General features: G+C 33.8%; 20 protein-coding genes and 1 tRNA gene. 17 read left to right on the top strand and 4 right to left on the bottom strand.

The genetic code is table 11. The features are described 5' to 3' along the window. The first annotated feature begins 53 nt into the window (after positions 1-53). Entirely contained in the window at positions 54-1,697 is a 1,644-nt protein-coding gene (locus tag F5ESL0225_RS05675; RefSeq protein ID WP_122022017.1) for a polysaccharide biosynthesis protein, read from the top strand. A 119-nt stretch (positions 1,698-1,816) separates the two neighbouring features. Here the strand turns inward: F5ESL0225_RS05675 and F5ESL0225_RS05670 are convergent. Then, positions 1,817-1,900, bottom strand: a tRNA-Leu gene (locus F5ESL0225_RS05670). A 95-nt stretch (positions 1,901-1,995) separates the two neighbouring features. On the opposite strand from F5ESL0225_RS05670, the gene F5ESL0225_RS05665 reads away from it, so the two are divergent. The 5 genes from F5ESL0225_RS05665 (at position 1,996) to fba (ending at position 7,786) form a co-directional block, all read left to right on the top strand. After that, positions 1,996-3,279, top strand: a complete 1,284-nt coding sequence (locus tag F5ESL0225_RS05665) for a serine hydrolase (RefSeq protein ID WP_369931600.1) — start codon at positions 1,996-1,998, stop codon at positions 3,277-3,279. Positions 3,280-3,284: 5 nt separating this feature from the next. Continuing rightward, entirely contained in the window at positions 3,285-4,127 is an 843-nt protein-coding gene (locus tag F5ESL0225_RS05660; RefSeq protein ID WP_122048049.1) for an NAD(P)H-hydrate dehydratase, read from the top strand. 61 nt (positions 4,128-4,188) lie between these two features. Further along, complete coding sequence (locus tag F5ESL0225_RS05655; RefSeq protein WP_122022015.1) at positions 4,189-4,830, top strand: L,D-transpeptidase; 642 nt, start codon at positions 4,189-4,191, stop codon at positions 4,828-4,830. 250 nt (positions 4,831-5,080) lie between these two features. Next, positions 5,081-6,766: an arginine--tRNA ligase gene (gene argS, locus F5ESL0225_RS05650; RefSeq protein ID WP_122048048.1), complete on the top strand. Its 1,686-nt coding sequence runs from the start codon at positions 5,081-5,083 to the stop codon at positions 6,764-6,766. Between the two features lie 105 nt (positions 6,767-6,871). Next, positions 6,872-7,786, top strand: coding sequence for a class II fructose-1,6-bisphosphate aldolase (fba, locus tag F5ESL0225_RS05645; protein ID WP_118896372.1), 915 nt, complete (start codon positions 6,872-6,874; stop codon positions 7,784-7,786). Between the two features lie 166 nt (positions 7,787-7,952). Here the strand turns inward: fba and F5ESL0225_RS05640 are convergent, their stop codons facing one another. Further along, entirely contained in the window at positions 7,953-8,873 is a 921-nt protein-coding gene (locus F5ESL0225_RS05640; protein WP_122022013.1) for a LysR family transcriptional regulator, read from the bottom strand. Positions 8,874-8,991: 118 nt separating this feature from the next. Between F5ESL0225_RS05640 and F5ESL0225_RS05635 the strand changes: the two genes are divergently transcribed. Further along, complete coding sequence (locus F5ESL0225_RS05635; RefSeq protein ID WP_122022012.1) at positions 8,992-10,797, top strand: FAD-binding protein; 1,806 nt, start codon at positions 8,992-8,994, stop codon at positions 10,795-10,797. Positions 10,798-10,893: 96 nt separating this feature from the next. Here the strand turns inward: F5ESL0225_RS05635 and F5ESL0225_RS05630 are convergent, their stop codons facing one another. Continuing rightward, complete coding sequence (locus tag F5ESL0225_RS05630; RefSeq protein ID WP_369931593.1) at positions 10,894-11,463, bottom strand: histidine phosphatase family protein; 570 nt, start codon at positions 11,461-11,463, stop codon at positions 10,894-10,896. A gap of 145 nt (positions 11,464-11,608) precedes the next feature. On the opposite strand from F5ESL0225_RS05630, the gene F5ESL0225_RS05625 reads away from it, so the two are divergent. The 8 genes from F5ESL0225_RS05625 (at position 11,609) to F5ESL0225_RS05590 (ending at position 18,523) form a co-directional block, all read left to right on the top strand. Continuing rightward, positions 11,609-12,472, top strand: a complete 864-nt coding sequence (locus F5ESL0225_RS05625) for an aldo/keto reductase (RefSeq protein ID WP_199688767.1) — start codon at positions 11,609-11,611, stop codon at positions 12,470-12,472. 277 nt (positions 12,473-12,749) lie between these two features. Beyond that, the gene (locus F5ESL0225_RS05620; RefSeq protein WP_122022009.1) at positions 12,750-14,240 is read left to right on the top strand and encodes a PRD domain-containing protein; all 1,491 of its coding nucleotides are present in this window, start codon (positions 12,750-12,752) and stop codon (positions 14,238-14,240) included. Then, positions 14,203-14,664, top strand: a complete 462-nt coding sequence (locus F5ESL0225_RS05615; RefSeq protein WP_122048047.1) for a PTS sugar transporter subunit IIA — start codon at positions 14,203-14,205, stop codon at positions 14,662-14,664. The genes F5ESL0225_RS05620 and F5ESL0225_RS05615 overlap by 38 nt, the downstream gene beginning before the upstream one ends. Positions 14,665-14,669: 5 nt before the next feature. Then, positions 14,670-15,137 (top strand): PTS sugar transporter subunit IIA, encoded by a 468-nt coding sequence (locus F5ESL0225_RS05610; RefSeq protein WP_122022007.1) that lies wholly within the window; start codon positions 14,670-14,672, stop codon positions 15,135-15,137. A 16-nt stretch (positions 15,138-15,153) separates the two neighbouring features. After that, positions 15,154-15,483 carry a PTS fructose transporter subunit IIB gene (locus tag F5ESL0225_RS05605; protein ID WP_122022006.1) on the top strand — a complete coding sequence of 110 codons (330 nt, stop codon included), beginning with the start codon at positions 15,154-15,156 and terminating at the stop codon, positions 15,481-15,483. Positions 15,484-15,563: 80 nt separating this feature from the next. After that, a complete protein-coding gene (locus F5ESL0225_RS05600; RefSeq protein ID WP_233551655.1) occupies positions 15,564-16,607 on the top strand; it encodes a PTS fructose transporter subunit IIC in 1,044 nt (347 codons plus the stop codon). Between the two features lie 92 nt (positions 16,608-16,699). Further along, a complete protein-coding gene (locus tag F5ESL0225_RS05595; protein WP_122048046.1) occupies positions 16,700-17,599 on the top strand; it encodes a ketose-bisphosphate aldolase in 900 nt (299 codons plus the stop codon). A 57-nt stretch (positions 17,600-17,656) separates the two neighbouring features. After that, the gene (locus F5ESL0225_RS05590; protein WP_122022003.1) at positions 17,657-18,523 is read left to right on the top strand and encodes an ROK family protein; all 867 of its coding nucleotides are present in this window, start codon (positions 17,657-17,659) and stop codon (positions 18,521-18,523) included. 298 nt (positions 18,524-18,821) lie between these two features. Here F5ESL0225_RS05590 and F5ESL0225_RS05585 read toward each other — a convergent pair whose 3' ends face one another. Further along, positions 18,822-20,192: a serine hydrolase gene (locus F5ESL0225_RS05585; protein WP_122048045.1), complete on the bottom strand. Its 1,371-nt coding sequence runs from the start codon at positions 20,190-20,192 to the stop codon at positions 18,822-18,824. A 164-nt stretch (positions 20,193-20,356) separates the two neighbouring features. Between F5ESL0225_RS05585 and F5ESL0225_RS05580 the strand changes: the two genes are divergently transcribed. After that, positions 20,357-22,123, top strand: coding sequence for an oligopeptide ABC transporter substrate-binding protein (locus F5ESL0225_RS05580; RefSeq protein ID WP_122048044.1), 1,767 nt, complete (start codon positions 20,357-20,359; stop codon positions 22,121-22,123). Positions 22,124-22,134: 11 nt separating this feature from the next. Beyond that, the gene (locus tag F5ESL0225_RS05575; protein ID WP_122048043.1) at positions 22,135-23,049 is read left to right on the top strand and encodes a proline-specific peptidase family protein; all 915 of its coding nucleotides are present in this window, start codon (positions 22,135-22,137) and stop codon (positions 23,047-23,049) included. Positions 23,050-23,086 lie beyond the last annotated feature (37 nt).

The following is a 23,086-nucleotide window of genomic DNA, read 5'->3' as shown; positions in this document are numbered from 1 at the left end:
ACTGTTGATTCAAAATAAGATAGTTATTAGTACATTAGATTTAGGAAACATTAATGAAAGAAAATAATTTAACCAAACCCAACACGCAAGACACCTTTATTAAGGGAAGTGCATGGATGACTTTTGGCTCTATTACTTCACGTATTTTAGGTGCGCTTTACATTATTCCGTGGTTCAGTTGGATGGGGCAGTATGGTAATATTGCTAATGCATTAACAGCTAGAAGCTACAATATTTATAGTATTTTTATTTTGATTTCAACTGCTGGTATTCCTGGCGCTGTTGCTAAACAGGTAGCAAAATATAACGCATTAAATGAATATGGAGTAGGTCGAAAATTATTTCGTCGTGGATTAATTTTAATGGTTATTATGGGAATAATTTCGGCAGGCATTATGTATTTTGCCTCCCCCTTTTTAGCTTCAAATGGATCACGTAGTGATCCTAGACAAGTTGCAGTAATGCGTAGCTTGTCTTATGCAATTTTAGTTATTCCTGTGTTAAGTATTATGCGGGGATATTTTCAAGGATATGCTGATATGATGCCTTCAGCCATGTCACAATTTATCGAACAATTGGCTCGTGTAATATGGATGCTTTTAACGGCATATATAATCATGCAAGTGCAACATGGGGATTTTGTTAGTGCAGTTGTTCAATCCAACTTGGCAGCTGCAATAGGCGCTATTTTTGGTATTGCAATTTTAGTTTGGTTTTTACTGTCAAGACGCAAAGAAGTCAATTATTTAGTTGAAAACTCAAATAAGCAAATTCAAGTTTCTACATTATCACTGTTTAAAGAAATAATTGCTCAAGCCATCCCCTTTATTATTATTGATGCTGGAATTCAGTTATTTTATTTGGTTGACCAGTATACTTTTCATCCAATGATTGCCAGTTTGGTGCAAGCCAGTGATAATACAATTGAAACTTGGTATGCGTTATTTGCACTTAATGCTAATAAGTTAATTATGATTATTGTATCCTTAGCCAGTGCTATGGCGGTAACAGCAATTCCACTTTTGTCAGCAGCAAAAGCTAAAAAAGATATCAAAAATATTTCTGAGCAAGTAAGCAACACACTTGATTTGTTCTTGTTTATTATGATACCAGCTGCTTTTGGGATGGCTGCTATTTCAACACCTATTTATACAATTTTTTATGGCTTTGATCAGTTGGGATCGAATGTGTTGTATCTGTCATCCTTTACAGCAATTACGCTAGGGCTATTTACTGTATTAATGGCTATTTTACAGGGACTTTCAGAAAATTCGTTAGCTATTAAGTATTTAGTCTTAGGATTGATTATCAAATTAGTTGTGCAATATCCAATGATTTATTTATTTAAAATTTATGGTCCTTTGATTGCAACTAATTTGGGGATGCTTACTATTATCTTTTTTGCTCTTAGGCATTTGCGCGTTACATTCGACTTTAACCAAAATCGCACAAGTAGACGTTTTATTGGTATTACTGTTTTTTCGATAATGATGTTTATAGCGGTTTTAATAACTGAAAAAGGATTAGGGCTGTTCTTACAAGTTTCTAATCGTTGGCAGGCAGTCGTAATTGTTCTAGTTTCTGTAGTTATTGGTGCAGTAGTTTACAGCATAGCAGCAATTAAATCGAATTTAGCTCAGAGAATTTTGGGCGATAAGATCGTGCTAATACTGCAAAAATTACATATTAAAGCATAAAAATCGTTGAGTTTTATTACTCAACGATTTTTATTTATAGTTATCAATATTAATTGGCTTGCCATCTTTTTAGGCAATAAAAAAGTTAAAAACCACTTAACTTTTACCTGGAATCTATATGCCCCGAAAAAGATTCGAACTTTCACTTAGTTACCTAAACAGCGACCTGAACGCTGCGCGTCTGCCAATTCCGCCATCGGGGCCTAATATTTTTAATCTAGTAATAATAATACCAAAAATTTGGTAAAATGTAAGCATAAAACGGAAATAAATTGAAATTTTGCTTTGAAAGGAGATTATTATTTTGAAGCATAAAATTAAAAAAATAATTGGAGTACTTGTAATCGTTTGGGGATTAATGGTACCCACTCAAGTAGTTATCGCTCAAGAACTACCGAATAATTATTGCAACAATCAGTTAAACTTAAAAGTTAAATCGGCGATAGCAATTGATAGCAAAACCGGTCAATTATTATACGGACAAAATATTAATCAGCCTTTACCAATCGCTTCTATGACAAAATTAGTAACCGTTTATTTGACCCTAAAAGCAATTGAAGAAAAGAAAATCACTTGGACAACTACTGTTCAACCCACGCATCAAATTGTATCAATTTCAAATAATCGTGATTTTTCTAATGTACCGCTACGTTATGGTCATTCATATACTATCAAGCAACTTTATCAAGCAACTTTAATTGAATCTGCAAATGGTGCAGCAATGATGTTAGCCCAAGCAATCAGCGGTTCACAAGTTATTTTTGTCAAAATGATGCGTGAGCAACTGCAAAAATGGGGCATAACAGATGCTCAGATTTATACAACTTGTGGGTTACCAAACAAAAGTGTTGGTTCAGATGCTTATCCGCAAGCAACAAAGAATGCTGAAAATACTATGTCAGCCAAGGATATGGCGATTGTTGGACGTCATTTGATTAATGACTACCCATTTGTAATTAAGACAACCAAATTGCCGCGATTAAATTTTATTGATCAAAATTTTAAGACTCCAATGACTAATTTTAATTGGATGCTGAAAACTTTGCCGCAATATCATTCAAAAATAAATGTTGATGGCTTAAAGACAGGAACAACTGATGCTGCAGGTGCTTGTTTTATAGCTACGGCAAAGCATAAGGGAGTTAGATTGATAACAGTAGTCATGGGAGCACGTCATATTAATGGGACAGATCCTTCACGCTTTGAAGAAACGAGTAAGTTATTTGAATATATATTCAAGCATTATCATCCGGTTATTTTTAGGAAAAATGAAGTAATTATGGGTAGAACTGGTATACAAGTCAACTCCGGTAAAGCTAAGCAAATTAGCATAGGAATTAAAAAGGCTAGTGAAGTTTGGGTACCGATCGATCAAAAATTAAAAGTGAATTTGACGCAAACTGCTGTAGAGGCACCAGTGAAAGAAAATCAGGTTGTCAGTGAATATAGTTTTGAAGCTGGACCCGAGAAATTAATTTCTTTGACCAATCCTAATGGTCTAAAAATACCTGCTAAAGCTTTGGAAGCGACTGATCGAGTTAACTTTTTAGTTAGATTTTGGCGTTGGCTTTTTGGGGGATAATTTAAGTGATAGAAATTTCACAAGAAATGCTGACCAGAGTAATTAAAAAACGTTCCAGTAATACACATAAGGGTAATTTTGGTCGGATATTACTTATTGGCGGTAATGAAAATTATGGCGGAGCAATCATTATGTCAGCAGAAGGTGCATTAAATAGTGGCGCAGGTCTAGTAACCGTGGTAACCCATTCGCTCAATGCTGCTGCTTTACATGCTCGACTTCCTGAAGTAATGTATGTCGACTGGCGCCAGCGCAATTTAGCTGAAATAATCAAAAAAATGGATGTTATTGTATGTGGACCTGGTCTGGGTAATAGTTTGTTTGCTCAAAACATTTTAATTATGATTAAAGAAACGATTGCTAAAACACAAACTCTAATTTTGGATGCTAGTGCTTTAGATTTGCTAGCGCAAGATCATAGCTTAGTTCCAAGTAGTGCAGGCACAGTGGTACTTACGCCGCATCAAATGGAATGGCAGCGCCTTAGTCAAATTCATATTCCGTTTCAAGCTGATCAAGCTAACTTGACTGCGTTACAGACTCTTTTTCCTCGTGAAAATGCTATTCTGGTTTTAAAAAGTAATCATACCAAGATTTATGATGCTAAAGGTAATGTTTATCTTAATCCACTCGGGAACCCTGAAATGGCTGTAGGTGGAATGGGCGATACTTTAACTGGAATAATTGGTGGTTTTGTTGCCCAGTTTGGGTCAAATATTGACACAGTCTTAGCAGCAGTTTATTTACATTCTTTAGCAGGTGATGAACTTGCAAGTAACAATTATATAGTTCGTCCGACAAGGATTAGTGCATTGCTACCTGAATTAATGAAAAAATACGCTAATTAGAGTACATAAATAATAATTATCTGGAATAAAGTTTATTATAATTAGTAGAGGTTTACGCAGAATGAAAAATAATATTTTAAAACCGCTTACAATTTGTTTGATTATATTAATTGGTATTATCAGTTTAGCGCGAATTTCTATGCCTCCTACTGCAAATGAAGTAAATCAAAGGCATCAAACAATAATTAAAAAAAAGACAGCCGCTTCTTATCGCCCCTATAAAGACCCTGAAGATTTGCGTCGGCCCTATAATTGGCGTAAGTCAAGTGAAATGAAGCGATATCCTAATATTAAGCGATTAGAAAATGATTTAACAATTAGAGTTTCGCTTAAGGGCAATCGAGTATATATTTTGCGAGATGGTCAGCGAGTATATACAATGTTGGCAAGTAGTGGTATTTATAAAAATGGCCAATCGCTAACTCCTACTGGTAATTTTAAGATTAACTATAATCGTGGCACCTCATTTTATAACCCTGAATTAAATGAAGGAGCCAATAATTGGACTAGCTGGGATGAAAAAGATGAGTATCTTTTTCATTCCGTACCGACAAAAAGTAATGGTCGATATAATATAACAGAAGCAAGAAAATTGGGAATTAAGGCAGGTTCTCATGGTTGCATTCGATTAAGTGTTTCTGATTCAAATTGGTTAATGAAAAATATTCCTTATGGTACGAAAGTAATTATCAAAAATAATTAAAAGTATTGGCTTAGATAAATTTTCCTGCTATAATCACTTTGAAGCTGTTAGAAGTAGTAAGCATCTAATCTACTTAGCGAGTTCGCGTTGGTGTAAGACGAACTAGATTAGTGTATGAAGGCGTGTCTAACTGATAAAACAAAAAAGTTAAAGCGGATACTTTGTATCAATTAGAGTGGTACCGCGGGTAAAATCTCGTCTCTTCCTTTGTAAAGAAGGAAGAGATTTTTTTATTATTTTGGAGGTAAAAATGGATTTTAAAAGTAAGGTAGTTGACCTAGTTGCAAGTCAAGTCGATCTACCAAAAGAGAAAATTAATCAATTAATTGAAAGACCGAAAAATGAAAAAATGGGTGACTATGCTTTTCCAGCTTTTGCCTTAGCTAAAATAGTACACAAAAATCCAGTTGAAATTGCCACATCAATTGCTGCAAATCTCAAAAGTGCAGACTTTTCAACTATTCAAGCAGTTGGCCCTTATGTCAATTTTGCAATTAATCACGAAAAATTAATTACACAAACTTTGCAGGAAGTCTTGGCGCAAAAAGAGCACTACGGTGATCAAAAATTAGGTGAAGGTAATGTACCTATTGACATGTCTAGCCCTAATATTGCCAAGCCAATGTCAATGGGTCATTTGCGGTCAACTGTGATCGGTAATTCAATTGCTGAAACTTTAAAAAAGGTTGGTTATAATCCAATTAAAATTAACCACTTAGGTGATTATGGTACTCAATTTGGTAAATTGATTTCGGCATATAAACACTGGGGTGTCGAAGAAGACGTTAAAAAAGATCCGATTATGAGTCTGTTTAAATACTATGTTAAATTCCATGAAGAAGCGGAAAAGAATCCAGAACTTGATGATGAAGGCAGATCATGGTTTAAAAAACTTGAGGCAGGAGATCAAGAAGCAGTTGAACTATGGCAATGGTTCCGTGAAGTTTCTTTGGCTGATTTTAAACGGATATATCAAGAATTAGGTGTAACCTTTGATTCATATAAAGGGGAAGCATTTTTCAATGATAAAATGCAACCAGTAATTGATGAATTGAAGCAAAAGAAACTTTTGCATGAGTCTCAAGGTGCTCAAGTTGTTGATATGGGTAAAGATGAAAATCCAGCCATGATTGTTAAATCTGATGGTACTAGTATTTACTTAACACGTGATTTAGCTGCTGCAATATACCGAATGAATACTTATCATTTTGTAAAGATGATTTATGTAGTTGGTAACGAACAATCACATCACTTTGTAGAATTAAAGACTGTTTTGAAAAAGATGGGTTATGACTGGGCAGATGAGATATACCATGTGCCGTTTGGTTTAATTACTCAGAATGGCAAGAAATTATCTACAAGAAAAGGTAACGTAATTTTTCTTGATCAAGTATTACAGGATGCTGTTAGCTTGGCTGGTAAACAAATTGAACAAAAAAATCCCGACTTAGCACATAAAGAACAGGTTGCTCATGATGTTGGTGTTGGCGCAGTTGTCTTTCATGATTTAAAAAATGAGCGGACAGAAAATTTTGACTTTGATTTAGAAGAAGTTGTCCGTTTTGAAGGAGATACTGGTCCATATGTTCAATATACAAATGCTCGTGCCCAAAGTGTTTTGCGCAAAGCAGCAAAATTAGGGCAAAAGCCAAATCTGAATAATATTGCTCTTAATGATGATTGGTCTTTTGCCGTAGCAAAAGCTTTAGCTGATTTTCCAAGAATAATTGCCCGTAGTTGTGACAAATTTGAGCCATCAATCATTGCTAAATATTCGTTAGATTTAGCCAAAAAATTCAATAAATACTATGCCAATGTAAAAATCTTAACTGATGATCAGCAAATTATTGCCCGTCTAGCTTTAGTTCAGGCAACATCAATTGTTTTAACAGAAGCACTTAGATTATTAGGTGTTAATGCTCCTAAAGAAATGTAAAACTAATCATTTTCAAAAAATAACGCTTACATTGATTAAAAGCTTGTTCAACAATTAATTATTACGGTACAATGAGACTGTAAGTTTTATAGGAGGAAATTATCAATGGCATATTTAGATAATGGTAACCAAATTTTTAAAGATGCTCGTAAGAACCACTATGCAGTTGGTGCATACAACACTAACAACTTAGAATGGACACGTGCAATTTTACAAGCGGCTGAAGAAACTAGAACTCCAGTATTAATTCAAGTTTCAATGGGTGCAGCTAAGTATATGGGTGGCTACAAGATAGCTAAGGATATTGTTGAAGATTCAATTGACGCAATGGGAATCTCTGTACCAGTTGTTTTGAACTTGGATCACGGTGACTTTGAAGCAGCTAAAGAATGTATTGCTCTTGGCTATTCATCTGTTATGTTTGATGGTCATGCTTTACCAACTGAAGAAAACTTAGCCAAGACTAAGGAAATTGTTAAATTAGCACATGAACGTGGAATTTCAGTTGAAGCTGAAATTGGTAAAATTGGTGAAAATCAAGGTTCAGAAGGTGGAGAACTTGCATCTGTTGAAGACGCTAAAGCCTTTGTAGCTGCTGGTGTTGACAAGCTTGCTTGTGGTATCGGTAACATTCATGGTGTTTACCCAAGTGATTGGAAGGGATTAAACTTTGATCGGTTAAAGGAAATTGCTGATGCAGTTTCAGTTCCTCTTGTATTACACGGTGGTTCAGGTATTCCTGAAGAACAAGTTAAGAAGGCTATTTCACTTGGTATTTCAAAGGTTAACATCAACACTGAATTCCAATTAGCCTTCCAAGAAGCAACTCGTAAGTACTTTGAAGCTCATAAGGATGAAGATAAGGCTAACAAGGGTTATGACCCACGTAAGCTTCTTCTTCCTGGTACTGAAGCAATCACTAACTCAATGAAGGAAATGATTACTTGGCTTGGTACCCCATCAATCGATGACCAAATCAAGTCTGTTGCTTTTGATAAGAGTTCATTAAACTTAGAATAATTGCTATTTAGTTTATAAAATATATAAAAAAGGCTAACTCGATTAAGGAGTTGGCCTTTTTTATATCTAATGGTGTAAATAGTAGTACAAAAATTTCATCATATTTTTCTTCAGAATTAATACCTTTTCAGATATCCTTGCGTTAAATAGTTATTTAAAATTAACATCAATATACAAGAATATTTGATATGAATAATTTCTTCAATATGTTTTTAACGTAGGTTATTTCAAGTGATAGACTTTTGTTAGTTTTAGCGGTAGTAATAGAAAAGTCAATTTTAACTTTATCAGAAGGTAATTTAATGTAGTTAATATTGCTGTAGCAAGTATTTTGAACAGCTTCTAAACAAGTTGACATATTGCCAAGTCCTTTTCCAGCAAGCTTGAGAGCAGTGATGGAATCTCGAACATGAATTTTAGGGTAAAAACTAATTCCCATTTCATAAAAATAATTATCAACAATTTCTTGATAGCCTTGCTGACTATCAACTACAATAAAATTTTCGTGATTAAGTTGTTGCAATTCTTGTGGACTTACTTGAATTTCCTTTTTATGAGGATGATATAAATGGGAGTTTTTGCTTAAAACCAAGACCTGTTTATCGGTATATATTTGTTCACATTCAGTATTAGGAAGATGAATAATATTGCCAACAAATAAATCTAGTTGATAGTCCTGAAATGCTTTTTTTGCTTCTATCGTGCCTATTTCAATAGTTTCGGTGTTTAAAGCGGGAAATTTTTTTAATAATTTAGGTAGTATTGTTAAGTTGAAGTTTTGACCTAAAGGAGGGGTAATACCCATTCGTAAAGTAGAAAAATGCTTATTTTGGAATTGGTGAACTTCTACTTCAAATTGTCTTTCTAATTGTAAACTTTTACGCAAGTGTTTAATTAAAAGATGACCAGCAGGAGTTATTTGTATTGGATATGAATTTCTATCAATTAAAATAACATTATATTTTTGTTCATATTTTTTTATAACGCGACTAATGTATGGCTGTGTCAAATATAGCTTTTGTGCAGCTTCAGAAATAGAATTACTAGTTTCAATGGTTTCTAAAAACAGTAGTAATCGATTATTCATATTTAGCGCCTATTCCTATTTAGTAATATTAATTTTAATAACTAAGCATTTAACATACATTAAATTATAGTGTTAAATGAAAATGTAGGCAAGATTAATTAATAAATGGAGAAATTTTATGATTAATACAAAAAAAGTTAAATGGGATGCAACTTATGATGTCGTTGTATTAGGTTTTGGTGGTGCTGGTGCTGTTGCCGCCAGATTTGCTGCAGATAATGGTGCAAAGGTTCTTTTAGTAGATAGTGCGCCAGAAGGACATGAGGGTGGTAACACACGTTATTCAGCTCAATTAATTGGTACAGGAAGCGATTTTGCTAGTACTAAAAAATATTACCAAAATTTAACGGCACCAATGTCTCTTGACGAAGATATGATTGATACTTTTGTTAAGGGAATGATTGATATGCCCAATTTTGTTGCTAAATACTTAGAAACAAAACCATGCAGTGCAAAAGAATATGCACCTGAACTAAGTGACTCTTATCGAGAATACCCTGAATTAAAGGGCTCTGAATCATATGACTACACAACTGTTCGTAAAAGCTATTTTGATGCATCTTTGTGGCAAGTTTTAAAAGATCAAGTAATTAAACGTCAAGATCAAATCGACGTTTTGTATAATACACCTGCTGAAAAGTTAGTCCAGGATAACGAAAGCCATCAAATTACTGGTGTTGCTATCAAGCGTAATGGGAAGTTACTTTGTGTCAGAGCAAAAAATGGTGTTGTTCTGGCTACGGGTGGTTTCGAAAATAATCAACAAATGGTAGAAGATTACTTAGGGGCTAAAAATCTAGCACCATTGGGTACACTTTATAATAAGGGTGACGGTATTCGTATGTCACAAGAAGTTGGGGCTGATTTTTGGCATATGAATAATTTCGAAGCACTTGGATTACTTCATGGTATGGCTTTTGCAGTGCCAAAAGGTGAGCGTGCTCGTTTACTCCTTGGTCAGCAAAATAAAGTTGTTTCAACAGGAAGCGCATTAGTTGTTGGTGATGACGGTACACGATATTTCAATGAAGCTGAAGAAAATAGACATGGACATATTAAAAACCATGGTCAATGGAAAGTGCCCTTAAATCAAGAACATCCGTATCTTATTTTTGATGAAACAAAAAAGAAAGAACTTGATGCTGATGAAATTATTGGTGAATACAAGATATATACTCAAAATGTGATTTCTGCAGATTCAATAGAGCAATTAGCTGAAAAAATTGATGTTGATCCTGAAATTCTTAGCGATACGTTAAAACGATTTAATCAATCAGCGAAAGAACAAAATGATCCAGAATTTCGACGTGATCCGACAACGATTTGTGCACTAACTGGTAAAAAGATTTATGCTGTTGGTTTGGAACAAACAGTGCTTAATACTCAAGGTGGACCAAGAAGAAACACTAAAGCTGAAGTTTTAGATACAGAAGGGAAACCAATTCCTCACTTGTATTCAGCAGGTGAATTAGGAGGACTATGCGCAAATCAATATCAAGGTGGAGGTAACCTAGCTGAGTGTTTGATTTGGGGTAAAATTGCTGGTGAAGAAGCTGCTCAAAGAAAAGAAGGAGACGCTTCTGTGGATATTGCTACTGGTACTTCAGAACATGAGGTATGTCTAACTTCAGATCTCAAACAAGAAGATTATCCGACCACTAAGAATCAATACATAGGTAGATCTAGTCGAGGGATGGGTGACGAAATAGTTGTTCGTGTAACAGTGGATGAAGAGAAAAATTTAAAAAATATTGAAGTTTTAAAGCAGGCAGAATCTGATGACTATGGCTTAAAGGCCATTAAGACGATGCCAGCTGAGATGATAAGGCAAAATAAAGTAGATGTTGATACAGTATCAGGAGCATCGAGTTCAAGTCGTGGATTAAAAGATGCAGTCAATGATGCTTTAAATAAGATAAAATAGCCTAACGACCATCAATGAGGAACTTTATTGAAATGGATGTTAAATAATAAGTGAAACAGCACTAAGCTATCTTATAGCTTAGTGCTGTTTTTATAATTAACAATCCGGATTAAATATTTCTTGGAAGTGAAAAACCCCATTACTAAAATTATATTTAAGAACGGAACAATTTTTGATCCGATCTTTACGTTCAAAGGAATTATATGCAGCCCATTTTTTATAAAAATTCGCAATCGCCGCGCCGTGAGAAACGATTAGAATATGTTTTTTGGTAGAAGTTGTGACAATAGTTGTAATAGCTTGATTGATGCGCTCGGTTAATTGTCTTTGTGATTCACCACCAAATTGTACGAAAAAGTCATTATATGGCAGCGGTGGGTTAAGGTGTTCACCTTCCCCCTCATAAGTACCAAAATTCCATTCACGTAAATCTTTATGCACTTTAAATGGCAAATTAGTAATTAGTTTCAATGTATCAACTGCTCTTTCAGAAGTAGAACTGTGGGCTTCATCTAGTGGTATATTTAGTTTTTCAAAATATTCTTTTTTAGTAGCTTGGGCCTGTTTAATACCAAGTTCTGTCAGTGGAGAGTCACAAAATCCTTGAATTTTATGCTGAACATTAAACAAGGTTTGACCATGGCGGACTAAATAAATTGATTTCATAATTAATACCTCTTTTATTTAAGTTTAAACTTTATTGTAGCGAAAGAATAGCAAAATAAGCAATGTTCTTTAACATGAAAGTGATTAATTTTACTTGACTTAAAGTTGAATTGAAGGGTTAAACTAAGATAATGGAGGGAAAATTATGATATTAAATGAAAACTTAACTTTAAATAATGGTGTTAAAATTCCTAAGCTAGCTTTAGGAACTTGGCAAATATCTAATCAACAAGTCACAGATGTAGTTAAAATGGCAATTCAAATGGGTTATCGTCACATTGATACGGCTCAGGCTTATGGTAATGAAGCTGGAGTTGGGAAAGGTGTCAAAAATTCTGGAATTAAGCGTGAAGAAATTTTTATTAATTCTAAAGTAGCAGCCGAAATTAAAAATTATGCTGAAGCCAAAAAATCAATTGATGATACTTTACTAAAGCTGGGTTTAGATTATCTTGACATGATGATTATTCATAATCCTCAACCATGGGTAGAAGTTAATCAATCAACGGATCGGCATTTTCAAGGAAACCTTGAAACTTGGGGAGCCTTAGAGGATGCTGTTAAAGCTGGAAAACTTCGGGCAATTGGTGTTTCTAGTTTTGAGGAAAAAGATTTACAAAACTTAATTGATAACAGTGACACTAAACCGATGGTAAACCAAATTTTGTGTCATATTGGAGCAACGCCAAAAGATTTAATTGATTTTTCGCAAAATAATAGCATAATAGTTGAGTCTTTTTCTCCAGTTGCTCATGGAGCGGCTTTAAATAATCCTATAATTGTAAAGATGGCGCAAAAATATCATGTTTCGGTTGCACAATTGTGTATTAGATATGATTGGCAGCTTGATACAGTAGTATTGCCAAAAGCTGCGCAGTTAGAACACATTAAGCAAAATGCCGAAATTGATTTTACAATTACTGACGAGGATATGGAATCCTTGGCACAACTTAGCGGATTAGATTACGGTTCAGCTAGTCATTTTCCGGTCTTTGGTGGCAAGCTGTAAGAACATGAAATATTTCTAGTGTTACATTACATATTTATATAACAAATTTAACTTAGCCGCATATTCATTAAAATGGATATGCGGCTATTTTTTGTTCCAAATAGTTGAGCGATTATTACAATAAATTTTTTTATTAGGGCGCAAATAGCATGAAATTAAAGCTTTTTATGCTACTTAATTTAAATAAATGTCCATTGCAAGAAGTTACTACGGACACTTTTTGATTAATTACTCGTTTATATAAAAAGCAAAATATAGGTATCGGGAGGGATGAAAAGTGCAAAAAGAAATTAGTCAACAAATTATTGATTATCTTAAGGTTCATAATCGGTTCATAACTTCCGATGAACTATCAAGTGGGCTAAGTGTTTCTAAGAAAACAATTGCACGTCATATCAATAGTTTAAATGAAAAGTTTCCCAAACCAATTATTATTTCCCAGAGGGGGCGAGGCTATGAGCTAAATTATTCCAATTACTTAGATTATGCGAACCAAAATTTTCATCACGATTCATCAACACATTTAAGACAGGAAAATATGCTAACCAAGTTGCTATTTGCATCACCAAATGAAGTAAAAATTTATGACTTGGTGAATAGTTTATATGTAAGTGAATCAGTTTTATGGAATGATGAAAAGCAGATAAGCAAAAAGATCCAAAAATGGAATTTAAAGCTTAAACGTAAGCAGCGATCAATTCAAATAGTTGGAAATGAAAAAGATATCAGAAATGCTCTAATCGAGTTGGTTTTGCACATTAATAATCTAACTGATATTGAAACTTTGCGTAAAAATACATCTCGACCTTATCAGAAAGACTTTAATTTTGCATTAAGTCAAGTTGAAATGGCATTACGTGTTTTAAATGGATCTTTACCATACCCATATAATATTAATTTTTTTGCTCATATTTACATTTTACTAACTAGAGCTAGTAAGTATAAATCTGTTGATAAGTCAATAATCTCAGAAAACAACCTGCAAGAAGAAATAAAAAATAATCCTGAAATTTTTAGTATTTGTAAAACTATTATTGATAACATCAAAAAATATTTAGGAGTTACAGGAACTGATTTAGACTCGGAAGTCTATTACTTGTTTAAATACTTGCTAACATCTAGATTTAATTCATTTGATGGAATTGTTTTGGATGATTGTGATTTAGCAGAAGAATTAACCGACTTTTTTATACAAGAAGTTTCGCAAAACTTAAATTGTAGTTTTGAATTATCAATTAAAGACGAGATAAAAGATCACGTTCTAGCGATGATTAGTAGACTGAAAATGAAAGTTTTGCTACCTAATGCCCTAATAAATGATATCAAGTTAGAGTACCCTAAAGTTTTTGCAGCAACTAAAATGGCGGCAATAAAAGTAAGTCGCAAGTTTGTTTTACCCAAAATTTCAGATGATGAAATTGGCTTTATCTGTCTATACTTTGCAAAATATTATGAAGAGAAAAATAAATCAAATACGAAAATTAAGACCTATGTAATTTGTACAACTGGAATTGGTACTTCTGGTATTATTTCAACCAAAATAAAGAATAGTATTCCAGATATTGAAATTATTGGATTAGCTTCAAATTTTGATGTTAAAACAATTTTAAAAAAGCAACCAACTGTTGATTTATTAATTAGTACTGTTCCTATCGATTATCATGGGGAAATTCCCATTGAATTAGTAAGTGCATTTTTTACAGAAAAAGATGAGCAAAAGGTGAAAAACGTTGTTAGAAAAATCCAAAGCAAAAAAAGATCTATTTAAAGGCAAGGATGACAGTATAACTAATCAAAAAAGTACATTTCAGGAAATAGCCACTTCTATTGCTAAAATTATGAAAATCGATTCAGATGAAGTACTTGCTAGTTTAGAAAGTAGAGAGAAAGTTAATAATACTGCTTTAGTTCAAGGATTAGCACTTCCACATATAATTTTAAAAGAAAATTTTTCACCTTGGTTATATGTTTTTACATCAGACAAATGCATTGCAGATTGGGACTGCCTTGATGACTCAAAAGTGAAAATTTTAATTTGTTTAGTTATTCCTCAAAAAGTTAATCAACAGGATGATAATTTTAAAAAAATACGTCATGTTATTAGCAAATTAGCAGAAGACGATATCGTTTCACAAATTAGCAAAGCGAAAACTGCCAAGCAGGTAATAAATATTTTAGAAAATAGGAGGTGAAAATTTTGTCGGAAGAAAAAGTAGACATCGCTAAAATTGTGTCCCCTAACTTAATTAAACTAAATTTAGTTGGCACTACAAAAGAAGAAGTTATCGATGAACTTAGCGAACTTTTAAAACAAGATAATGATGTAGATAATAAACAAGTTTTTATTGAAGATGTGTTTAAACGTGAAACAGAAGGAGAAACAGGTATTGGTCAAGGTGTTGCGATTCCACACGGTAAGTCACTAGCCGTTAAAAACACAACAATTGCAATTGGATTGAGTAATCATCCAATTCCATGGGAAACACTTGATGATCAGCCAGTAACCGCTGTGATCCTCTTTGCCGTAAGAGATCAAGATGCAAGTACATTGCATTTAAAACTTTTACAGCAAATAGCAATTTTGTTATCAGACGATGAGTTTATCAATAAACTCCATCATGTCAATACTAAAGAAAACGTGATTCAACTTTTATGTAATAAATAAGGAGATGATTTTTATTATGAAAATTGTTTGTGTATGTGCCTGTACATCAGGAATAGCTCACACCTATCTGGCAAAGGCTAAATTAGAGAAAGCTGCAAAGGAACTTGGATACGAGATTCATATTGAAACCCAGGGGACAATTGGTACTGAAAATGAATTGACTGCTAAGCAAATTGCTGAAGCGGATGTTGCATTGTTAGCAGTTGATATTGCAATCACTGGAAATGAACGTTTTAAAAATCTACCAACTGTTAAAGTTGGTACTTCATTAGTTGTGAAAGCGCCTAAGCAATTGCTTGAAAAAATTGAAAAAGAAGTTAATGCAAAGAAAAGTCAGAAAGCGTGATACAAATGGATAAATTTGTTAGTGGTGCAAAGAAGGCAGGATCTACCGTTAAGAAACACTTGTTAACTTCCATTTCTTATATGCTTCCATTAATTGTTGCCTCTGGATTACTTATTGCAATTGGTAATTTAATGGGTGGTAAGCAAGTGAATACTTTGGCTCAGATGAACTTCCCGAATTCTATGACAACACTTGGTGTTTTGGGCATGGGGCTATTGCCATCATTTATCGCTGGCTATATTGGTTATTCAATCGCTGATCGACCAGGAATTGCTCCTGGATTTTTATCAGGACAAATTGCTTCTTTTCTTGGGTCAGGCTTTTTAGGCGGTATTATCGGTGGATTTATCGCTGGTTATATTGCTTTAGGAATTAAGAAAATAAAAGTTCCAAAGTGGGCAAGCGGATTAATGCCAATGTTGATTGTACCAACTGCTACAGCAATTTTTACTGCTTTTATTATGTTCTTCTTATTAGGTAATCCACTCACAGTTGCAACTAAAGCATTGAATCATTTTATAACCGGTTTGGATCGCTCTCAACGAGCATTATATGGTTTTTTAATTGGTCTAATTGGATGTGCTGACTTTGGTGGGGCAATTAGTAAGATTCCTAATTTAATCTGTGATGGGCTACTACTAGACGGAATTAAAGGTCCAGAAGGAATAAAAGTTTTAGCAGCAATGGTTCCACCATTTGGAATTACGATGTCATACTTGTTAGCTAAACTTTTCCATAAGAAAATTTATACTAAGCAAGAAGTTGAAACAATTGAAGTTGCTTTTCCAATGGGCTGTTGTATGATCACTGAAGGCGTCATACCAATTGCAATGAACGACTTGTTAAGAACTTTACCATGTACCTGGATTGGTTGTGGTATTACCGGAATGATCAGCTATGCTTGGGGAAATGAAAGTCCAGTTCCTTCTGGAGGAATTTTCGTAATTCCTGCAATGTCAAAACCAGTGGTTGCAATAATTGCTTTAATTGTTGGTTCACTTATAACAGGAATTTTGTTAGCTATTTTTAAAAAGTCTTTAAAAGATGCCGAAGTTAGCGGAACCACGCAAACTGATGACGAGAATGAGACTAACGTAGACTTGTCAGGAATTAATCTTCAATAGCTTTAAGGATGTGATAAATGGACCACAAAATGTTTCGAGGAAATATTCAAAAACAAATATTAAATAAAAAAGTTAATTAAGGAGATAAAATAATGACTTTAGTAAATATGAACCAGTTAATGGAAATAGCTAGAAAAAATAATTTTGCAGTAGGTGCATATAACGTTTCAAACTTAGAATTAATGCGTATTGCCATCGAACAGTGTGAAGCAGACTATGCACCTGCAATTATCATGATTCATCCAACTGAATTACGTTACTGCAAGGATGATTTTATTAGTTACGTATTAACTAGAATTCGTGACAGTAAAATTCCTATTGTACTTCATCTTGACCATGGCGACTCCGTTAACAGTGCAGTACGTGCAATTCATGATGGATTCAGTTCGGTAATGATCGATTTATCTGCTGAGGAATGGGATACTAATGTTGCTTTAACTAAAGAAACGGTAGAAATGGCTCATAGAGTAGGTGTGTCGGTTGAAGGTGAAGTTGGAACAATTGGTCAGACCGGTGTCCACGTTGAAGGGCATAAAAAAGAAGGAATTTACACCACTCCTGAAGAAGCACAAAAGTTTGTTGAAGAAACAGGCGTTGACACATTAGCTGTTGGTATTGGTACCAGCCATGGTATTTATCCTTCAGATGTTACACCCAAAATTAGAATTGATATTTTGAAAGATATTGTTAAGGCTGTTCCAGATACTCCTTTAGTTTTGCACGGTGGTTCATCAAACCCAGATGAACAAATTGCAGAAGCTGTTAAAAATGGAATTAGTAAGGTAAATATTTCTTCTGATTACAAGCATGCGTTTTTTGAAAAGGCTCGTAAAATTTTATCTGAAGATGATGGGTGGGACCCTAATAATTTGTTCCCGGAGGCAATTAAATCAGCAAAGAAAGTTGTACATCATAAAAATAAATTGTTTGATGCTATTGGTAAAGCTAAATTGTATGAAGGAATTGATCCTTGGCGTGCAGATAAAATCTAGCTTTAATAAAAAAGAGAGAGTTCAAGCTTTTTATTTTGATTTATAAAGGAATAGTTAATGATAAAATTAGGATCAATTGAAGCTGGAGGAACAAAGTTTGTTTGTTCAGTTAGTGATAAAAAACTAAATATTATTGCTAAAACTAGAATTCTAACTACTGTACCAGATGAAACTATGTCAAAAATTTATCATTTTTTTCAAAAAAACCAGCCAGATGCGATTGGAATAGGATGCTTTGGACCAATAGGAATGAGTGAAGGATGTGAAAATTATGGAAAAATATTAGCAACTCCAAAAAAAGGATGGGTAAATTATCCCTTTTTAGAAAAAATACAGTCCCATATCAGTGTACCTGTATTTTGGACAACAGATGTGAATGCTGCTGCATATGGAGAGTATAAACTAGGTGCTGGTAAAGGACTTAAAAATATTATTTATTGGACTGTAGGTACTGGTATTGGGGCAGGCGCAATATGCAATGGTAAAATCTTAAATGGAGTAACCCATTCAGAAATGGGACACATTTTAGTGGTTAGAAATCAGTACGATCATACTGAAGGAACTTGTATTTATCATTACGATTGCTTAGAGAGTTTGGCTAGTGGTCCTGCAATTGAAAAAAGAGTAGGCACAAAAGCTGAAAATTTATCTAAAAGTAGTAAACAGTGGGACATGGAAGCATATTATCTTGCCCAAGCATGTGTCAATGCAACAATGATTTTGTCACCTGAGAGAATTATTTTTGGCGGAGGCGTGTCAAATCAAGAACAATTATTTCCCAAAATTCGTTATGAATATAAAAAAATGGTCGGACAATATCTTGAAACCACTTCACTTGATAAATTTATTGTTCATGCAAAACTTGGTAATGATGCGGGTACAATAGGTTGTCTTTTGTTAGCAAAAGAAGTACTAGCGATATAGATTACATGATTGGTGCCGAAGCTGGCTGTAAAAGATTCACTATCTAAAATCAAATAGTTGTTATTTCAAATATGATTAATTAAAGTCTATATTAATACACATAATGTTAACTCTCTGATTTAAATTTAAAGTCAGAGAGTTTTTATTTTGATAGCAACTTAAATTCTAAATAATATTTTTAAAATAAGTAAAATCATATTGATTACAAGCAAAAATAGACAAGATCAAATTAAAAAGACTAGCTCTAATCAAATATTAGAAGTTAGTCCCTAAAAGTACTTAATAATCTCTTTTAAATTTAAACTTGTTTTTTAAAAATTGTCGGCTTATTTAATGCTGGCTCAGTCATAAGTAAAATTTTATTTTCTTTAAATTTAATTGGTAATAGTTCATGCTGGTATAGTCTTTCTTCAACAAACATTTCAGCGCGATCATTAACAATGACCGGATAATTCCATTTGCCGATTTTAACTACTAAGTAACCATTATCATCACTAACTGTCAGTAGTCCATAACCGGGGTGATAATAGTCACCACAATATGCTTGAATAGTATTAAATCGGTGGGATGCATTTCCTTTTAGCTTGGCTAAGTGAGATTCATGCGTAGTGACTTTATTTGCCATAATTTTACTTACTTTATCTGCCCAATCGGTATCATTTATACCCATTACTTCGTCAATTGTTTGATAGGCCAATGCAAAAATAGCATCAGTTGAGTCCAAATTGGTTGTAAACACAAAGGCTAAGTCAAAATCAGGGACAAAGCCTAAGAATGAACAATATCCAATATAAGAACCACTGTGATAGAAATACTTGTGTCCCCGATAATCTTCCATCATCATGCCTAGACCGTAGGCAGCAAAGTTAGCCCCACCATAATTGCGACTAGGGGTCATGATTGACTGTGGTAAGTACCGTTGCGCCGTAATCTCAGTTGAAGTGGTTTTTTGAGTTTTCAATTGAAATTCAGCCCAAGTGAGTAAATCTGCAATTGTGGCTAACATGCTGCTAGCGCCACCAACTTTACCTGGTGCAATAAAAGGTACTTCTTGAGTAAGATTATTATCGCGAATAAAGGGTTTTACAATTCGTGCTTGAGGTGCTTCATGATGATTAATAAAAGTATTATTCAGTCGCAGTGGTTTAAGCAAATTTTCCCGTTCATAAGCACCATAATCTTGTCCAATTGCCTGTTCCATTGCATAAGTAGCTACTGCATAAATTAAATTACTATATTGCATTTTGTATCGTAATTCATGATTGGGTTCTAAGTAGCCCACATGTTCAGCTTTTTCCTTTAAAGAAAGGTCATTTTTGTTCATATTGGTAAAACGCATCAGATCATGAGCAGGGAGCCCACTTTGATGACTGAGAGCGTCTCTAAAGGTTAAATGATTTTCGGCCTGTTTATCAATTAATTTGAAATCAGTCCAGTATTTCTTTAATGGATCATCTAGGTTGATTTTTCCCTGATCAGCTAATTGGCAGATTGCGGTTGCTAGAAATGTTTTTGAAATAGATGCTAGTGGATACAAACTATTTTGTTCGGCTGCACCGTAAACTTGACTATAGCGATCATTGGCATGATAAATTCCAATTCCCAGACTGGGTAAGTTAAATTTAGAAATCATTGTTTCTGCTAAGTGATTAATTTTGCTATTATCCATTTTTACTCCTTTATATAGATGATTATAAGCAAATCTTTAACTAATATTTTACTCCTTAATAAAAAACAATTAAATATTTTTTATTAAATAATGAATTAAATGTATTAATATGATATATTTATTATAATAATTAAATAAAATTTAAATGGAAGTGAAAAATTACAATGAAAAGAGAAAATATATTAGCTTCTTTAGGTATTTTAAGCATGGCTGCCATGACTTTAGCCGGTTGTGGTAAGAATAATGCTACTAAAAATGAAACCAAAACAGTTGCTAAATTTCCCGTGGAAACACCTATAAAAACACCAAAGCAAGGAGGAGTAGTTAAGATTGCAGTAGAAACAGATACCCCTTTTTCTGGCATCTTCTCTAATGAATTATCTTCTGAAGATGTGGATGCACAAGTTGGGGCACCAGGGCAAGAGACGTTATTTGATAGTGATGATCATTACAAAATAAATGATAAGGGTCCAGCAACCTTAAAATTAAATTTAAAAAATAACACAGCTACTATTAATATAAAAAAGGGAGTTAAATGGTCTGATGGTAAACAAGTAGTAGCTAAAGATTATGAATATGCATATGAAATTTTAGCTAACAAAGAGACAATGTGCCCAAGATATACTAACCAATTTGAAATCTTAAAGGGTCTAAAAGAATATCATGAAGGCAAGGCAAAAAATATTTCTGGAATTGAAATGCCTGATGGTGAAAATGGTCGAAATATTGTACTGCACTTCTCGCATTTAAGTCCAACTATGTATAATGCCGGTAACCGATATTTGTGGTCATCAGTTGAGCCGTATCATTATTTAAAGAATATTCCATTTTCTAAATTAAAATCATCTGATCAAATTCGAAAAAATCCATTATTTTTTGGCGCATTTAAATTGGCTAAATTAGTTCGTGGTCAATCAGCTACTTGGGTACCCAATGAACATTATTGGCGTGGAAAGCCAAAATTAGACAAAATCGTAATTTCAGTTGTTTCACCGAATTCTGCGACTCAAGCAATTAAAAGTCACAAATTTGATGTAATTCAAGTTATTAATACTCAATGGGATCAAGTTAAAAATACAAAAGATGTTAATTTTGTGGCACAAATACCTTTAAGCTATCGTTATTTAGGATTTAAGGTTGGTAAATGGGATAATAAGTTAAATAGGAATGTCGAAAATCCAAATGCTAAAATGAACAATAAGGCGTTAAGACAAGCGATTGGCTATGCAATGAATGTTGATGAAGTTAATAAACATTACACCAGTTCATTATCCTTTAGAGTAACTACATTAATTCCTTCTAAGTTTGGTGACTTTTTTGATAAGGATGCAAAAGGTTTTCCTTATAGTTTGAAAAAAGCAAATGATATTTTAGATAAAGCTGGTTTTAAGAAAAAGGGCAAGTGGCGTACTCAACCTAATGGCAAACCATTGACCATAAAAATAGCAGCAATGAGTGGGGATGCTACGCAAGAACCAATTACGCAAAATTATATTCAGCAATGGAAGAAAATTGGGTTGAATGTCCAATTAGCAACTGGTCGTTTAATTGAGCATAATTCATTCTATGACAAACTTCAGCATGATGATAAAGGAATTGATATGTATATTGGAGGCTGGTCGATGCCATCGGAACCGTCGCCACAGTCATACTATAGTGAGTCAGCACCATTTAATATGGGCCGTTTTGTAACGGCAAAGAATACTAAATTGCTTGAGGACATGAATTCACAAAAAGCCTTTAACCATAAGTATCGGGTGCAAAAGTTTCATGAATGGCAAAGATATATGAATGAAGAAGCGTATTATATTCCAATTTACAATTCATATCAGATTACAGCAGTCAATAATCAAATAACTGGATACTCCTTTAAACCATCCAAAAATAATAGTGGTCAACCACTATGGTATAACGTAGGTTATGTGAAATAAAGGAGCTATTGATGAGAACAGGAAGCAAAATTATTACACTTGATAATGGCTATCATTTATGGACAAGTACGCAAGGTGAGGGTAATATTCATCTTTTAGCCTTACATGGCGGACCTGGTGGAAATCATGAGTATTGGGAAGATGCAGCTGATCAATTGGCTAAACAAGGTCTAAAAGTACAAGTAACAATGTATGATCAACTAGGCTCGCTATACTCTGATCAGCCAGATTATGAAGATCCCAAAATTGCTGAAAAATATCTAACTTATGAATATTTCCTTGATGAAGTTGATGAGGTTAGAGCAAAGCTAGGGTTAGATAATTTTTATTTAATTGGTCAAAGTTGGGGTGGTTTACTAGCGCAAGAGTACGCTGTTAAATACGGACAACATCTTAAGGGAACCATTATTTCATCAATGGTTGATGACACCGACGACTATATTGCATCAATTAATCGGCGCCGCCAGCAAATTTTTCCACAAAGTGAAATAGATTTCATGCGTGAATGTGAAGCAAATAATGATTATCAAAACCAGCGTTATCAAGAAGACGTACAAATTTTGAACATTAACTTTCTTGATCGGCGGCAGCCGTGCAAGCTATATCATCTTAAGCGGATAGGCGGCTTGCCTGTCTATCATGCCTTTCAAGGCGATAATGAGTTTGTAGTAACCGGTAAATTAAAAGACTGGCATTTTAGAAAATATTTAAAACAAATAACTATGCCAACTTTGCTAACTTTTGGTGAAGAGGATACGATGCCATTAGAAACAGCTAAAATTATGCAGCAAGAAATACCTAATTCTCGCTTAGTGACAACCCCTAATGCTGGTCACCACCATATGGTTGATAATCCTGAAGTATATTACAAGCATCTTGCCGATTTTATTCGTGAAGTAGAAGATGGGACTTTTCAAGGTAACTAAGTTAGTTTAAAAAAGAGTGTTTCATAATAGTCGATTT

It is taken from the genome of Lactobacillus sp. ESL0225 (genome assembly GCF_003692905.1).
Taxonomy (GTDB): Bacteria; Bacillota; Bacilli; order Lactobacillales; family Lactobacillaceae; genus Lactobacillus; species Lactobacillus bombicola.
The sequence above is the reverse complement of the archived record's forward strand: the minus strand, read 5'-3'. Positions and strand labels throughout refer to the sequence as shown.

What these genes read in the sequence shown, in the direction of transcription:
- F5ESL0225_RS05675 (WP_122022017.1), top strand. Translation starts at nt 54, where the DNA reads ATGAAAGAAAATAATTTAACCAAACCCAACACGCAAGACACCTTTATT.
- F5ESL0225_RS05655 (WP_122022015.1), top strand. Translation starts at nt 4,189, where the DNA reads ATGAAAAATAATATTTTAAAACCGCTTACAATTTGTTTGATTATATTA.
- argS (WP_122048048.1), top strand. Translation starts at nt 5,081, where the DNA reads ATGGATTTTAAAAGTAAGGTAGTTGACCTAGTTGCAAGTCAAGTCGAT.
- fba (WP_118896372.1), top strand. Translation starts at nt 6,872, where the DNA reads ATGGCATATTTAGATAATGGTAACCAAATTTTTAAAGATGCTCGTAAG.
- F5ESL0225_RS05640 (WP_122022013.1), bottom strand. Translation starts at nt 8,873, where the DNA reads ATGAATAATCGATTACTACTGTTTTTAGAAACCATTGAAACTAGTAAT.
- F5ESL0225_RS05635 (WP_122022012.1), top strand. Translation starts at nt 8,992, where the DNA reads ATGATTAATACAAAAAAAGTTAAATGGGATGCAACTTATGATGTCGTT.
- F5ESL0225_RS05630 (WP_369931593.1), bottom strand. Translation starts at nt 11,463, where the DNA reads ATGAAATCAATTTATTTAGTCCGCCATGGTCAAACCTTGTTTAATGTT.
- F5ESL0225_RS05625 (WP_199688767.1), top strand. Translation starts at nt 11,609, where the DNA reads ATGATATTAAATGAAAACTTAACTTTAAATAATGGTGTTAAAATTCCT.
- F5ESL0225_RS05605 (WP_122022006.1), top strand. Translation starts at nt 15,154, where the DNA reads ATGAAAATTGTTTGTGTATGTGCCTGTACATCAGGAATAGCTCACACC.
- F5ESL0225_RS05600 (WP_233551655.1), top strand. Translation starts at nt 15,564, where the DNA reads ATGCTTCCATTAATTGTTGCCTCTGGATTACTTATTGCAATTGGTAAT.
- F5ESL0225_RS05595 (WP_122048046.1), top strand. Translation starts at nt 16,700, where the DNA reads ATGACTTTAGTAAATATGAACCAGTTAATGGAAATAGCTAGAAAAAAT.
- F5ESL0225_RS05590 (WP_122022003.1), top strand. Translation starts at nt 17,657, where the DNA reads ATGATAAAATTAGGATCAATTGAAGCTGGAGGAACAAAGTTTGTTTGT.
- F5ESL0225_RS05585 (WP_122048045.1), bottom strand. Translation starts at nt 20,192, where the DNA reads ATGGATAATAGCAAAATTAATCACTTAGCAGAAACAATGATTTCTAAA.
- F5ESL0225_RS05580 (WP_122048044.1), top strand. Translation starts at nt 20,357, where the DNA reads ATGAAAAGAGAAAATATATTAGCTTCTTTAGGTATTTTAAGCATGGCT.
- F5ESL0225_RS05575 (WP_122048043.1), top strand. Translation starts at nt 22,135, where the DNA reads ATGAGAACAGGAAGCAAAATTATTACACTTGATAATGGCTATCATTTA.